This is a genomic window from Martelella sp. AMO21009, assembly GCF_053484295.1.
Genome location: NZ_JBAKFR010000054.1, coordinates 1 through 13,724, shown reverse-complemented (window position 1 = coordinate 13,724; position 13,724 = coordinate 1). Strand labels below are relative to the sequence as shown.

13 protein-coding genes are annotated in these 13,724 nt (G+C 62.9%); 9 read left to right on the top strand and 4 right to left on the bottom strand.

The window, feature by feature from the left end; all coding sequences use genetic code 11:
• Positions 1 to 139 precede the first annotated feature (139 nt).
• From V6766_RS25130 to V6766_RS25115, 4 genes are read right to left on the bottom strand one after another with little or no spacing between them, the layout of a single operon-like run.
• Positions 140 to 829 (bottom strand): HAD family hydrolase, encoded by a 690-nt coding sequence (locus tag V6766_RS25130; RefSeq protein WP_448470976.1) that lies wholly within the window; start codon positions 827 to 829, stop codon positions 140 to 142.
• A gap of 58 nt (positions 830 to 887) precedes the next feature.
• The gene (locus V6766_RS25125) at positions 888 to 1,799 is read right to left on the bottom strand and encodes an NAD-dependent epimerase/dehydratase family protein (protein WP_448470975.1); all 912 of its coding nucleotides are present in this window, start codon (positions 1,797 to 1,799) and stop codon (positions 888 to 890) included.
• Positions 1,796 to 2,656, bottom strand: coding sequence for a glycosyltransferase (locus V6766_RS25120; RefSeq protein ID WP_448470974.1), 861 nt, complete (start codon positions 2,654 to 2,656; stop codon positions 1,796 to 1,798). The genes V6766_RS25125 and V6766_RS25120 overlap by 4 nt, the downstream gene beginning before the upstream one ends.
• A gap of 4 nt (positions 2,657 to 2,660) precedes the next feature.
• Positions 2,661 to 3,881 (bottom strand): NAD-dependent epimerase/dehydratase family protein, encoded by a 1,221-nt coding sequence (locus tag V6766_RS25115; RefSeq protein ID WP_448470973.1) that lies wholly within the window; start codon positions 3,879 to 3,881, stop codon positions 2,661 to 2,663.
• Positions 3,882 to 4,062: 181 nt separating this feature from the next.
• On the opposite strand from V6766_RS25115, the gene ybgC reads away from it, so the two are divergent.
• The 9 genes from ybgC (at position 4,063) to ftsH (ending at position 13,638) form a co-directional block, all read left to right on the top strand.
• The gene (gene ybgC / locus V6766_RS25110; RefSeq protein ID WP_448470972.1) at positions 4,063 to 4,518 is read left to right on the top strand and encodes a tol-pal system-associated acyl-CoA thioesterase; all 456 of its coding nucleotides are present in this window, start codon (positions 4,063 to 4,065) and stop codon (positions 4,516 to 4,518) included.
• Positions 4,519 to 4,854: 336 nt separating this feature from the next.
• Complete coding sequence (tolQ, locus tag V6766_RS25105; protein ID WP_230720889.1) at positions 4,855 to 5,574, top strand: protein TolQ; 720 nt, start codon at positions 4,855 to 4,857, stop codon at positions 5,572 to 5,574.
• Positions 5,575 to 5,592: 18 nt separating this feature from the next.
• A complete protein-coding gene (gene tolR / locus V6766_RS25100; RefSeq protein WP_448428152.1) occupies positions 5,593 to 6,042 on the top strand; it encodes a protein TolR in 450 nt (149 codons plus the stop codon).
• Between the two features lie 9 nt (positions 6,043 to 6,051).
• On the top strand, positions 6,052 to 7,176 hold the full coding sequence (locus tag V6766_RS25095) for a hypothetical protein (RefSeq protein WP_448470971.1): 1,125 nt from the start codon (positions 6,052 to 6,054) through the stop codon (positions 7,174 to 7,176).
• A gap of 73 nt (positions 7,177 to 7,249) precedes the next feature.
• Complete coding sequence (gene tolB, locus V6766_RS25090) at positions 7,250 to 8,557, top strand: Tol-Pal system beta propeller repeat protein TolB (RefSeq protein ID WP_448470970.1); 1,308 nt, start codon at positions 7,250 to 7,252, stop codon at positions 8,555 to 8,557.
• 211 nt (positions 8,558 to 8,768) lie between these two features.
• Positions 8,769 to 9,311 carry a peptidoglycan-associated lipoprotein Pal gene (gene pal, locus V6766_RS25085; RefSeq protein ID WP_292055077.1) on the top strand — a complete coding sequence of 181 codons (543 nt, stop codon included), beginning with the start codon at positions 8,769 to 8,771 and terminating at the stop codon, positions 9,309 to 9,311.
• Positions 9,312 to 9,448: 137 nt separating this feature from the next.
• Positions 9,449 to 10,264, top strand: a complete 816-nt coding sequence (ybgF, locus tag V6766_RS25080; protein ID WP_448470969.1) for a tol-pal system protein YbgF — start codon at positions 9,449 to 9,451, stop codon at positions 10,262 to 10,264.
• 5 nt (positions 10,265 to 10,269) lie between these two features.
• Positions 10,270 to 11,598: a tRNA lysidine(34) synthetase TilS gene (gene tilS / locus V6766_RS25075; RefSeq protein WP_448470968.1), complete on the top strand. Its 1,329-nt coding sequence runs from the start codon at positions 10,270 to 10,272 to the stop codon at positions 11,596 to 11,598.
• A gap of 99 nt (positions 11,599 to 11,697) precedes the next feature.
• Positions 11,698 to 13,638 carry an ATP-dependent zinc metalloprotease FtsH gene (gene ftsH / locus V6766_RS25070; RefSeq protein WP_448470967.1) on the top strand — a complete coding sequence of 647 codons (1,941 nt, stop codon included), beginning with the start codon at positions 11,698 to 11,700 and terminating at the stop codon, positions 13,636 to 13,638.
• Positions 13,639 to 13,724 lie beyond the last annotated feature (86 nt).

The following is a 13,724-nucleotide window of genomic DNA, read 5'->3' as shown; positions in this document are numbered from 1 at the left end:
TTTACCCCTCTCTGTCGCTTTCGCGACATCTCCCCCTCAAGGGGGGAGATTGTGGCTGAGAGGTCCAGAGGATCCGATAATCCGCGAGCGCCTGAGCTTCCTTAAAAAACGCACTCAGCCGCGTTCACCACGAGCGCGCTCAGATCGCGTCGGTCCATTCCAGCAGTGCGGTTGCCACGGCAGGCAGGTCCTGCATGCGGTGGATCACCGTTTCGGCGCCGGCTTCCGTCAGCTTGTCGGCATGGGTCGGCGTGGTGTGCGAGGCACCGGTGAAGCCGACGACGCGCATGCCGGCGGCCTTTGCGGCGGTGACGCCATGCACAGAATCCTCGATCACCAGCGTATTGCGCGGGTTCGCGCCCATTGTCTCCGCGCCATGGAGGAAGATGTCCGGCTTGGGCTTCACCCGGTCGGGGCCGAGGGTTTCGGCGGAAAAGATATTGGGCTCGAAGATATCGAGCTGCCCGGTCTTCTTCAGCATCATGCGGACGCGCTCCGGCGTTGAGTTGGAGCAGATGCAGCGCGGCTCGGAAAGCTGGGCGACGGCCTCGCGCACGCCGGGGATTGGCTGCAGCTCCCGCTTGATCCGCTCATCGAGCTTGGCTACCGCAAGGTCGAGAAGGGCGGCGGACAGCGGAATATTGGCTTCGCTTTCGACCGCCAGCAGAATGTTGCGCCAGGTCATGCCGGAAAAGCGTTCGCCGATCTCGCCGGCGGTGATCGGATAACCGGCATCGCTCAGAAGCCGCGCTTCGACTTCGGCTGCAAGAATTTCGGAATCGACCAGAACGCCGTCGCAGTCGAAGATAATGAGGTCGTAACGGGCCATTTCGTAATCCTGTAAAAAAGAGCGGGCGCGTCGCACATAAACCTGTTCGCGCGCGAGATCAAATCGCGCTGCCGGGGCGGGCCTCGATAAAACGCGTCACAAGTGTCTGAAGCGTGGCGGAAAGGAGCGGCATGCCGCCGCTGCGCCAGCCGAGCGCGTTGAGCCGCGTCGTGGTCATGGCGCTGACCGCGCCCTGGTCGGCGCGCGGCGGCAGGGGATGGGCGGATTGCAGCGCCGCCTTCAGCGGCGCGAGGATGGTGTGGGTGTCGGTGACGATGTCGGACACATGAAACGCCTTGCCGGAAATCTTCGGGATCGGCGCGTCGAGCAACGTCAGGAGCGCGCCGGCGAGATCGCGGCCGTGAACCTCGCTGCCCGCGCGGGCGGCGATCTCCTCGCCGTTGGCATAGCGCGCAAACAGCCCCTCCCATTTGTTCGGCACCAGGTCGCCGTAAACGCCGGTCGCGCGCAGGTTCACCGGGATGAAGCCGGGGCGGGCGAGGGCGGAAAGCGCCTGCTCGACCTCCCATTTCGCCTTGCCGTAGAGGCTCTGCGGCTCAGGCGGGGTGGTTTCCGGCAAGGACGTGCCGGGCGGATAGCCGTCAAACACCGCGCGGCTCGACAGGAAGAAGGCATGCTTGACGCCGGCGCGGCATGCCGCCTCGAAAAGCGCGATGCTGCCCGCGACATTGGTTTTCAGGAAGCCGTTGGGATCATCGCCTTCGCCGCCGCGATAGCGCCCGGGCGTGTGGGAGAAGGCGGCGTGGATGAAGACGTCGACGCCCTTGAAAAAGTCCTCGGACACCGGTCCGCCGAGTTCCAGCGGGGTGAACGTCACCGGCGCGGCGAACAGGTCCGGCGCCGGCGCGTTTCTGCCGGCCACGGTCACGTCATGGCCGGCCGCAAGGCACGCCTCGACGATGTAGCGCCCGACAAGGCCCGTCCCGCCGCTGACGAGAATGTGTCTCATGCCGGCTTGGTCGGATTTTCGAGCGTGGCGATATCGGGAATGCCGTCGCCGTCGAAATAGGCCCACCACAGGTCGATCAGCGGCTTCAGCTGTTCGGCCCGCGGGTGGTCGTCCTCCCACGGCTTTTCGTACTGGTAGTGCAGCACGCCGATATCCGCCCAGTTCCACAGGTCCGGCATGTTGAACCAGACATATTGCAGCATGTTCATGAACACCGGCAGGCCGTGCCAGTCGGGAAAGAATGCCTGCAGGAAGGTCTGGTCGGTGCGCTTCCAGAACGCCTCCGGCTGGTCAAGCGCGGTCAGCATGGCGGCGAAGGTCTCGACGTCCGGCCGGGCGACGAACACGCCGGAATTCATCCGGTGAAAATCGGCGAGGCTTTCATAGACGTTGGGCGCTGCGGAAAACTCCGGATAGAAGAACAGCTTGTCGATGTTCTTCAACACCAGCGCATCAGCGTCGATGAAGATCGCGGCGTGATACTCGACCAGTTGCCAGAGCCGCAGCTTGCAGAAATTGTCGAGCGGGGTGTGGAAGCCCGGCTTGCGGCCCTTGGTGAACGGGGCCTCGCCATGGATGTTCTTGCGCGCATGGCGCTCGTTGAATTCATCCGACAGCGGTAGGTGGTCGACGCCGACCAGCCGGCAGCCGAGATCTGCGAGATGCTTCAACCCTTCCTCCGGCGCGCCGCCGGTATGCAGCACCACGACATCGGCGGGCGTGCCGGTCAGAAAGATCGACCGCGCCAGCGCCAGGGCGCCCATGGCGTAGTCGTTGTTGGTGACCAGCGTGACGAAGGCGAACGGATATTTGGCGTCCACGCTGCGGTGGACGCCTTCATTTGCGGGGTCGCCCATGGCCTTACGAGACCGATTTCAGCGACTTGCCTTCCGGATCGCGGTTGATCTTGGTCGCGATGTCCTTGGTCCAGGCGGAGACGGCCGGAACGCGTTTGCGATCAACGCGATAGGCGTATTTCTTCGCAATATCGACGATCTCGCCGAGCAGGCCTTCCTTGAGCGTGGTCGGGTTGAGGCCGAGTTCCAGGAACTTGTCGTTCTTGACGATCAGGTCGTTTTCCGGCGCTTCCTTGCGCGGGTTCGGCAGCCAGGCGATCTCGACGCCCGACATCTCGGAGATCATCTTGGCCAGATCGCGCACCCGGTGGGTCTCGGTCATCTGGTTGAAGATCTCGACCCGGGCGTTCTTTTCCGGCGGATTGTTGAGCGCGAGCTCGATGCAGCGCACCGAATCCTGGATGTGGATGAAGGCGCGGGTCTGGCCGCCGACGCCGTGGACGGTCAGCGGGTAGCCGATCGCGGCCTGGATCAGAAAGCGGTTCAGCACCGTGCCGTAATCGCCGTCATAATCGAAGCGGTTGATCAGCTGCTCATGGCGCTTGGTCTGCTCCGTGTGCGTGCCCCAGACGATGCCCTGATGCAGGTCGGTGATCCGAAGCCCGTCATTCTTGGCATAGAAGGCGAACAGAAGCTGATCCAGGCACTTGGTCATGTGGTAGATCGAGCCGGGGTTCGACGGGTAGAGGATTTCCTGCGAGACCTTGTCGCCGGAATTGGTGGTGATATCGACCGGCAGATAGCCTTCGGGGATCGCCGCGCCAACGGTCGAATAGCCGTAGACGCCCATCGTTCCGAGATGGACGACATGGGCATCGAGGTCGATTTCGACCAGCGCATTCAGGAGGTTGTGGGTGGCGTTGACGTTGTTGTCGACCGTGTAGTTCTTGTGGCGGTCGGTCTTCATCGAATAGGGCGCGGCGCGCTGCTCTGCGAAATGAATGATCGCGTCCGGACGCTCCTCGGCCAGCCACTGCTTCAGGATTTCATAGTCCTTGGCCAGGTCGATGAGATGGAAATGGATGCGGCGGCCGGTCTCGGCATGCCAGATGCGGGTGCGTTCCTGGATCGAGTCCATCGGCGTCAGCGACTGGACGCCGAGCTCGGTGTCGATCCAGCGGCGCGACAGGTTGTCAACGATGTGAACTTCGTGTCCGGCATCCGACAAATGCAGCGACGTCGGCCAACCGACAAACCCGTCTCCGCCCATAACTGCGATCTTCATTGAGCCTCTCCGATCCATTTCAGCGATTCATCTTGTGCGTTAAACGCAATCAATATGACATAAATGCAATGGTTTTTTTACGCAATCTGTCGCGGGAAGTGAAACAATCCGCCTCCGCCCCGTGTTGCGAGGCGCTATGTTTAGGCCTAGTTATGGCCAAAAATTGATGGATGAGGCGGACATGACCGAAACCGAGAACCACGGTCTCAGTGGTTGGCTGGAAGGCGGAGCGCATCACCTGCGCCAGCGGGTCTATTACGAGGACACGGATTTTTCCGGCGTCGTCTACCACGCGCGCTACCTGCATTTCCTCGAACGCGGCCGCACCGATCTGCTCCGCTGCCTTGGCGTGGAGCAGCGGGCGCTGCACACGATCGACGAGGAAGGTCTCGCCTTCGCGGTTCATCACATGGATCTGAAATTCGTGCGTCCGGCGCGGATGGATGATATCCTCGAGATCACGACGAAAACCGTCAAGGCGACGGGCGCGCGCATGGTGCTGGAACAGGCAATCCACGCCAACGGGCAATTGCTGACAACGGCGACCGTGACCGTGGTGGTGATCAACAAGGCCGGGCGCGCGCGCCGCATGCCCGACGATCTGGCCGCCACGCTGCTTGAAGGTCAGTCGAAGTAAACTGGCGCAATAAGCCGAAAGCCCCTGGAAACTGGGCTTGCTAAAACATGAGTATTATGTGAAGGAATTCGCGCCGCCGCGGGAGACGTCTGGTGCGGTCAAAGCCTTGCCTTCAGGGGCTGGCGATAAAATCGTAACCGGGCGTTAACCATGTTCGGGTATTCTGCGAAAAGCGGAATTTTAAGCCGAGTTGCCTAGCTTTCACCATGATTTTCAAGGACAGGAAGCAAAGATGCGAATCCACTTAAATTCCGAGTTGAACAAACCAGCGTCTCGCAGGCGGCTCTAACCATTTTGCCCGGCTTGCCGGGCCCATCTATTCAAGGACTTCGTCATATGGAACAGCTTGGGTTGGAAGCTACGCACGCCGATGTCGGCCTTCTGGCGCTCTTCTGGCAGGCGGGATTCGTCGTCAAGATCGTGATGCTGGGGCTGATTGCCGCGTCGGTGTGGACCTGGGCGATCGTGATCGAAAAGATCATCGCCTACAACAAGGAACGCCGCGCCTATAACCAGTTCGAAGATGCGTTCTGGTCGGGCACCTCGCTCGAAAAGCTCTACAGCAATCTCTCCGATCGCAAGACCAGCGGCATGGCCGCGGTGTTCGTTTCGGCAATGCGCGAATGGAAAAAATCCTTCGAGCGCGGCGCGCGTGCCCCCATGGGCCTGCAGATGCGCGTCGAAAAGGCGATGGACGTCGCCATCCAGCGCGAATCCGAAAAACTCGAGGCCCGGCTCGGCTTTCTGGCAAGCGTCGGCTCCGCAGCACCCTTCATCGGCCTTTTCGGTACGGTCGTCGGCATCATGACCTCGTTCCAGGCGATCGCCGGTTCGAAATCGACCAACCTCGCCGTGGTTGCCCCCGGCATTGCCGAGGCGCTGCTTGCCACCGCCATCGGTCTCGTCGCGGCTATTCCGGCCGTTGTCGCCTACAACAAGTTCTCCGCCGATTCCGGCAAGCTTGAAGGCCGCATGGAAGGCTTTGCCGACGAGTTCTCATCCATCCTGTCGCGTCAGATCGACGAAAAGCTGCAGTCGCGTCCGGCTGCCGAATAGCGAGGGGAGAACCAACCAATGGCAATGTCCATAGGATCAGGCGGAAGGGCCGGCGGCCGAGGCCGCAGGCGCGGCAAGCGCGCGCCCGTCAGCGAAATCAACGTCACGCCGCTGGTCGACGTCATGCTGGTGCTGTTGATCATCTTCATGGTCGCAGCGCCGATGATGACCGTCGGCGTGCCGATCGACCTGCCCGAAACCCAGGCCCAGGCGATGAACTCGGATACCCAGCCGATCACCATCTCGGTCAATCCGGAAGGGCAGATATTCCTGCAGGAAACCGAAATCCCGATCGATGAGGTCGTGCCGAAGCTCGAGGCGATCGCCACCACCGGCTATAATGAGCGCATCTATGTGCGCGGCGACGCCAATGCCGATTACGGCACGGTCATGAAGGTGATGGCCCGCATTTCCGCCGCAGGCTTCAAGAATATCGGTCTTGTAACCCTGCAGGAACAGGATAGCTGATCTTAGCCCATGAAGCGCAGCCTTGCCATTTCATTCCTGTTGCACTGTCTGGTCCTCGGCTGGGCAGTGTTTGTGCTTGGCGCGCCTTCATCGCTTGAGGTGGCCGATGTCGAAGCGCTGCCGGTGACGCTGATACCGGTGGAAGACATTACCCAGGTGCAGGAAGGCGACAAGACGGCGGAGCTTGCCGATATCGCCGCCCCCGTGCCGACAAGGCGGCCGCAGGAGGTTGCCGAGGCCCAGAATGTCGGCGAAAACGATATCGACCTCGAAACCGACACCAACGCGACGCCGGACGATATCGCGCAGGAACAGGCCGCGGTGCCGACGCCTGCCGCCGAGCCGACCCCGGAACCCGCGCCCGTCGAGGAGCCCGCTTCCGAGCCTCCGCCGCCGACGCCGCAACCGGCCGAACGTCCCGAACCCACGCCAGAGCCCGCTCCTGCGCCGGAACCTACCCCGGAGCCAACGCCCGCGCCGACTCCGGAACCGACGCCTGCGCCTGAACCGACGCCGGCCCCCGAGCCGACGCCGGAACCAGAGGCCAGCGAGCCCGCCGCCGAGACGCCGCCGGAACCGGAACTCGCCTTCCCTGAACAGGCGCCGCTGCCGACCCGGCGTCCGCCGGAACCGGTGCTGCGCGAGACCCGCACGGCCGAGGCACCGCGGACCGACAGCCAGACGACGGCCTCGACCACCAGCGAGGAGGACGATTTCAATGTCGATGAGATCGCGGCTCTCCTCAACCGCACCGAGGCCACCGGCGGCGGCGCGCAGCGTTCCCAAGCTCCGGCGGCCGCGGGCGCGACCCGCACAACGGGTGGCTCGACGCTCAGCCAGAGCGAGCTTGATGCGCTGCGCGGCCAGATCCAGCGCAACTGGTCCATCCTCGCTGGCCTTGACGGGGCAGACGATGTGCGCATACGCATCCAGATGAAACTCGATCCCTCCGGCGCGATCGTGGGCGCGCCCGAGGTGACCGCCACCGGCGGCAGCGAGAGCGCGCGGCGGATTCTCGCCGGCGGCGCGCGACGCGCGGTGTTGAAGGCCTCGCCCTTCAGCGGGCTGCCGCGGGAAAAATATGACGCCTGGAGCGAGGTCATCGTGAACTTCGACCCGAGCCAGATGCTTTAACTTTTCATTCGGTGCCGCCTGAGGGCGATCCCCGGCGAACCGGAGCAATCAACGCTGAAAGGCCAGTCCTGTCATGCTTAAAAATTGTCTCGTCTTCCTTTCCGTCGCATGGGCCGGCATTGCCGTCCTGTTCGTGACGCCCGCCAACGCGCTGGTGGAAATCGACATCTCCAGCGGCAATGTCCAGCCGCTGCCGATCGCGATCACCAACTTCATGTCCGATGATGGCCTCGGCGCCGACATCTCCGGCGTCATCGCTGCCGATCTGAAACGTTCCGGCCTGTTCAAGCCGGTCGACAGTTCCGCTTTCATCGAGCAGATCAGCAATCCCGACCAGACGCCGCGTTTCGAGGACTGGCAGGTCATCAACGCCGAGGCGCTGGTGGTCGGCCGCGTCACCCGCGAGCCTGATGGCAGGCTGCGCTCCGAATTCCGGCTTTGGGATACCTATGCCGGCCAGCAAATCGTCGGCCAGCAGTTCTTCACCCAGCCTGACAACTGGCGGCGCGTCGCCCATATCATCGCCGATTCGATCTATCAGGCGCTGACCGGCGAGCAGGGCTATTTCGACAGCCGCATCGTGTTCGTCTCCGAAAGCGGGCCGAAGACCGACCGCAAGCGTCGCCTCGCGATCATGGATCAGGACGGCTTCAATGTGCGCATGCTGACGGACGGGCAGTATATGGTTCTGACCCCCCGGTTCTCGCCGAACCGGCAGGAGGTCACCTACATGTCCTATGAAAACGACCAGCCGCGCGTCTACCTGCTCCAGCTTGAAACCGGACAGCGCGAGGTTGTCGGCAACTTTCCTGGCATGACCTTCGCGCCGCGGTTCTCGCCCGACGGTCAGCGCATCATTATGAGCCTGCAGCAGGATGGCAACGCCAATATCTACACGATGGACCTGCGCACCCGCTCGACCACGCGGCTGACGAATACGGGCGCGATCGACACCTCGCCGTCCTATTCCCCGGACGGTAACCGGATCGTGTTCGAAAGCGATCGCGGCGGGCGTCAGCAGCTCTATGTCATGAATGCCGATGGCTCCAACCAGCAGCGGATTTCCTTCGGCGACGGCAGCTATTCGACGCCGGTCTGGTCGCCGCGCGGCGATCTGATCGCGTTCACCAAACAGTCCGGCGGCAAGTTCTCGATCGGGGTCATGAAGCCCGACGGCAGCGGCGAGCGCATTCTGACCACCGGCTTCCACAATGAGGGGCCGACCTGGTCGCCGAACGGAAGGGTGCTGATGTTCTTCCGCCAGAATGCCGGCGAGGGCGGCCCGCACCTTTATTCGATCGACCTGACGGGTTACAATGAACAACGCATCCAGACGCCGGACTTCGCATCCGACCCGGCCTGGTCGCCGCTGCTGGAGTAGGGCGTGAGGGGCAAGGGCGCTCGCGCCGCAAATGCGGGCTTGCCTTTGACGTTTCCTTAACCATTTCCGTTGAGGGGACGTTAACAGTGATTTGCTAGCTCTTTGCGGCAAGGTCGGCGGTCTGCGTACCGCCCATAGTTTTGAGTTGTTTTTCCGCGTTATCGACCGGGCATCCGGTCCATGTTTTGAACGCTTCTTAAGGAGAGCGGTAATGAGCCGAGCCACGTTTGGGGTTGAAGGCAATGCGAACAAATTCAGGGTGAAGCCCGCAATGGTCGCGCTTTGCGCGGTTCTTGCGCTGGCCGGCTGCGCCAAGGACAACAAGAACAACCTGCCGGGCAACGGCATGGCCGGCGGCGCCGGCGCATCCTCGGGCATCGCTTCCCCGGGCAGCGTCCAGGACTTCGATCTGAATGTCGGCGACACGGTCTATTTCGAAACCGATTCGGCATCGATCACGCCGATCGCGGCCCAGACGCTCGACAAACAGGCCCAGTGGCTGCAGCGCTACCAGAACTACGCGATCCGCATCGAAGGCCATGCCGACGAACGCGGCACCCGCGAGTACAACCTCGCGCTCGGCGCCCGCCGCGCCACGGCCACCAAGAACTATCTCGTTTCGCGCGGCATCCCGGCCAATCGCCTGTCGACCATTTCCTACGGCAAGGAACGTCCGGTCGCCGTCTGCGACAACATTTCCTGCTGGTCGCAGAACCGCCGCACCGTCACCGTGCTGACGGGCGCGGGAAGCTGATCGATCCGCGAATAGACAAGAAAGCCGGCTTTCGAGCCGGTTTTTTTATGTCCGCCGTGCAACTATGCGCGTTTTGATCTAAATATGGCCAGAAACACAGTGTGCGAAGGTTTGAGGCAAAAGGTTTGGGACATGTGATGATGAAGAAAGCGATGATTTGTCTTCTGGCCGGTTCGGCGATGCTGGGAGGAAGCGCGAATGCTGCGGTCTTTCCCGCATTCGGCAAGGCGGCCGGGCAGAACACGCAGGTGGTTCAGGTGCAGGCCACGGATCCGTCCCTCAGGATCCAGCAGCTTGAGGAGCAGGTGCGCAACCTGACGGGCCAGGTCGAGGATCTCGGCTTCCAGATGCTGCAGATGGAAGAAAAGATCCGCAAGATGCAGGAGGATATGGAGTTCCGTCTGCAGGATCTTGAAAGCGGCATGGCGACGCCGCCCTCCAATGGCGCTGGCAATGCCGCCAGCGCCGACAATAATGCGACGGCCACGATGGATGCGCCGCCGCCGAACCCGGAGCCCTCGGCGACCGCCGATGTGCCGGCCGATCTGCCCGAAGCGGCCGAAGGCGGCGGGTCGGATGCCGATTTCTACAAGCTCGCATACGATCTCATTCTCTCCGGCGATTACCAGCAGGCCGAGGAGGCTTTCGGCGAGTTCGTGCTGAGCTATCCCGACAGCCCGCTCATTCCCGATGCCAGCTTCTGGCTCGGAGAATCGATGCTGGCGCAGCAGAAATACAACGAAGCCGCCAAGACATTCCTGAATGCCTACAAGGCCTATGGCGATTCCGCCAAGGCACCGGAAATGCTGCTGAAGCTCGGCCAGTCGCTCGCCGGAATGGACAACAAGGACGCCGCCTGCGCGACCTTCGCCGAAGTGCCGACGCGTTATCCGAACGCCGCCCAGGCCGTGCTGACCAAAGCCCAGGCCGAAATCAAGGCCAATGGATGCTGACCTCGGTGTCAGCCGGATCAGATGAATTTTCCAGAGGGCAACCGGCCCTCGATGCCGCCCGCAGCTTCGTGAACCGGCTCAAGCCTGACTGTCATGTTCTGGTCGCGGTATCGGGCGGCAGCGATTCGCTCGGGCTGCAGGTCGCGCTTGCCGAAGCCGCCGACCAACTTTCCCGCCGCGACCTCCGTATTTCGGCCGCAACGGTCGATCACGGCCTGCGCGCGCAATCGGCCGATGAAGCGGCAACGGTCGCGCGCTTCTGCGCCACCCGCGCGATCAGACATGAAACGCTTCCCTGGCGCGGCGAAAAGCCGGCGACGGGGCTGATGGCCGCCGCCCGCGACGCCCGCTACCGCCTGCTCGCCGACCACGCCATCCAGATCGGCGCGAACGTCATTGCCGTGGCGCACTCGCTCGACGATCAGGCCGAGACCCTGGAGATGCGCAAGGCCCGCAACCCAGACCCGCCGGTTTCCGGCATGGCGGCGGAAACGCTTCTGATGGGGCACGCCTGGGTGGCGCGTCCGTTCCTGTCCGTTTCCCGCCAGGCCATCCGCGACATGCTAGTTGCGCGCGGCATTGGATGGATCGATGACCCCTCCAATGACAACGCTCGCTATGAACGCGTTCGGGTGCGGCAATCCCTGGACGGCGCGATCGCGGCGCCGGGCGCCGAGGCCACAATGGCCGGACATATGCGCGCCCGTCTTTCAGAAGCCGCCGCCGAGCTTTTCGAGGCCTCCGTGCGCATCCACGGCGCGGCTGTGGCAGAGATCGATCCGGAACCGATTGCGGCCAAACCGGATGCGGCCCGCTATCTGCTGAAGACGCTGACAGCGGTGATCGGCGGCGAAACCCATGGGCCCGGCAAAGCGGCGCTTGCCGATATTCTGGCGATGGCCGAAGCGCCGCATGGCGCGCGCATGACGGCCGGGCGTTGCCTTTTCGAACGCAAGCGGGCGCGGCTTTTCATACTGCGCGAACGGCGCGGTCTTGAGCGCATCGAGATTCGCCCGCACACGACGCGCATCTGGGACGGAAGGTGGCGGATCGAAAACCGTTCCGGCACAATGGCGGAGATCGGCCCCGCCGGCGTGGACGGCGCGCCGATCGAGGCCTTTGCCGCGCTTCCGCCGCGCCTTTCAAGGCTGGCGCGTTCGACCATGCCGTCGGCAGGGCAGGGCGCGTTGCCGCAAGGGGTTGCAGTGAGCCGCATCCTGTCGCCCTATCAGCGCTATCTGCCCGGTTTCGACCTTGCGCTGGCCAACCGGCTTGCGGAGGCCTTCGGGGTTTCGCCTTTCCCCGTGCCGGGCTATTTCGTCGCGGAAGATTAAACTTGGGATGCGCTTGTCTTGGCAAGACATGGCGTCGACCCTATGTTAGGCGTAACTCAGCGGCACCACCGTGCCGATTATATGATTTCGGGGATTTTGATGAACCCAAACTTACGCAATATTGCGCTGTGGGCCATAATCGCGTTGCTGCTGGTCGCGCTGTTCAGCATGTTCCAGTCAACGCCGTCGCATAACGGCGCGACGCAGGTGGCCTATTCGCAGTTCGTCAGCGATGTCGATTCCGGCAAGGTCAAGGATGTGACCATTACCGGCAACACTATCACCGGCACCTATTCCGGCGGTGGCGGCAAGACATTCCACACCTATGCCCCGGTTATCGACGATTCCCTGCTCACCAAGCTTGAAAACGCCAATGTGAATGTGGATGCCAAGCCGGTGAATGACGGCTCCGGCGGCATTCTCAGCTATGTCGGCACGCTTTTGCCCATGCTTCTGATCCTCGGCGTCTGGCTGTTCTTCATGCGCCAGATGCAGGGCGGCTCGCGCGGGGCGATGGGCTTCGGCAAGTCCAAGGCCAAGCTTCTGACCGAGGCCAATGGCCGCGTCACCTTTGACGATGTCGCCGGCGTGGACGAAGCCAAGCAGGACCTCGAGGAAATCGTCGAATTCCTGCGCGATCCGCAGAAGTTCCAGCGCCTCGGCGGCCGCATTCCGCGCGGCGTGCTGCTGGTCGGCCCGCCCGGTACCGGTAAGACGCTGCTGGCCCGCTCGGTCGCCGGTGAGGCCAATGTGCCGTTCTTCACCATTTCGGGTTCGGACTTCGTTGAAATGTTCGTCGGCGTCGGCGCATCGCGCGTGCGCGACATGTTCGAACAGGCCAAGAAGAACGCGCCCTGCATCATCTTCATTGACGAAATCGATGCGGTCGGCCGTCATCGCGGCGCCGGTCTTGGCGGCGGCAATGATGAGCGCGAGCAGACGCTGAACCAGCTTCTGGTCGAGATGGACGGTTTCGAGGCCAATGAGGGCGTGATCCTGATCGCCGCCACCAACCGGCCCGACGTTCTGGACCCTGCGCTTCTGCGTCCCGGCCGTTTCGACCGTCAGGTGGTTGTGCCGAACCCGGATATCGTCGGCCGCGAGCGCATTCTGAAGGTCCATGCCCGCAACACCCCGCTGGCCCCGAATGTCGACCTCAAGGTCGTTGCCCGCGGCACGCCCGGTTTCTCCGGCGCGGATCTGATGAACCTCGTCAACGAGGCGGCGCTGATGGCCGCAAGGCGCAACAAGCGTCTGGTCACCATGGCCGAGTTCGAGGACGCCAAGGACAAGATCATGATGGGCGCCGAGCGGCGTTCCACCGCGATGACCGAGGCGGAGAAGAAGCTGACCGCCTATCACGAGGCTGGTCACGCGATCGTGGCGCTGAAGGTGCCGGTCGCGGACCCCGTCCACAAGGCGACGATCATTCCCCGCGGTCGTGCGCTTGGCATGGTGATGCAGCTTCCCGAGGGCGACCGCTATTCGATGAGCTACAAGTGGATGATCTCCCGCCTCGCGATCATGATGGGCGGCCGCGTTGCCGAGGAAATCACCTTTGGCAAGGAGAACATCACCTCCGGCGCCTCCTCCGACATCGAGCAAGCCACCAAGCTTGCCCGCGCGATGGTGACGCAATGGGGCTTTTCGGACGAACTCGGCCACGTTTCCTATGGCGAGAACCAGCAGGAGGTCTTCCTCGGACATTCGGTCTCGCAGTCGAAGAATGTGTCCGAGGCGACCGCCCAGAAGATCGACAGCGAAGTCCGCCGCCTGATCGACGAGGCATATGCCGAGGCGACCCGGATATTGACCGAGAACCGCGAGGGCTTCGTGCAGCTTGCCGAGGGCCTGCTGGAATACGAGACGCTTTCCGGCGACGAGATCAAGGCGATCCTGAAGGGTGAGAAGCCCGCCCGCGATCTCGGCGACGACACCCCGCCCTCTCGGGGTTCCGCGGTGCCCTCCATGGGGCCCAAGAAGGACGCGCCCGCGCCGGCAGACGGCAAGGGTGACGGCTTCGAACCGCAGACCAACTGATCATTCAACCGCCGGCCCCAAAGCCGGCGGTTTTTTATATCCAAAATAAACCTCCACCTACGGTGGAGGACTGGACGCGTTCTACA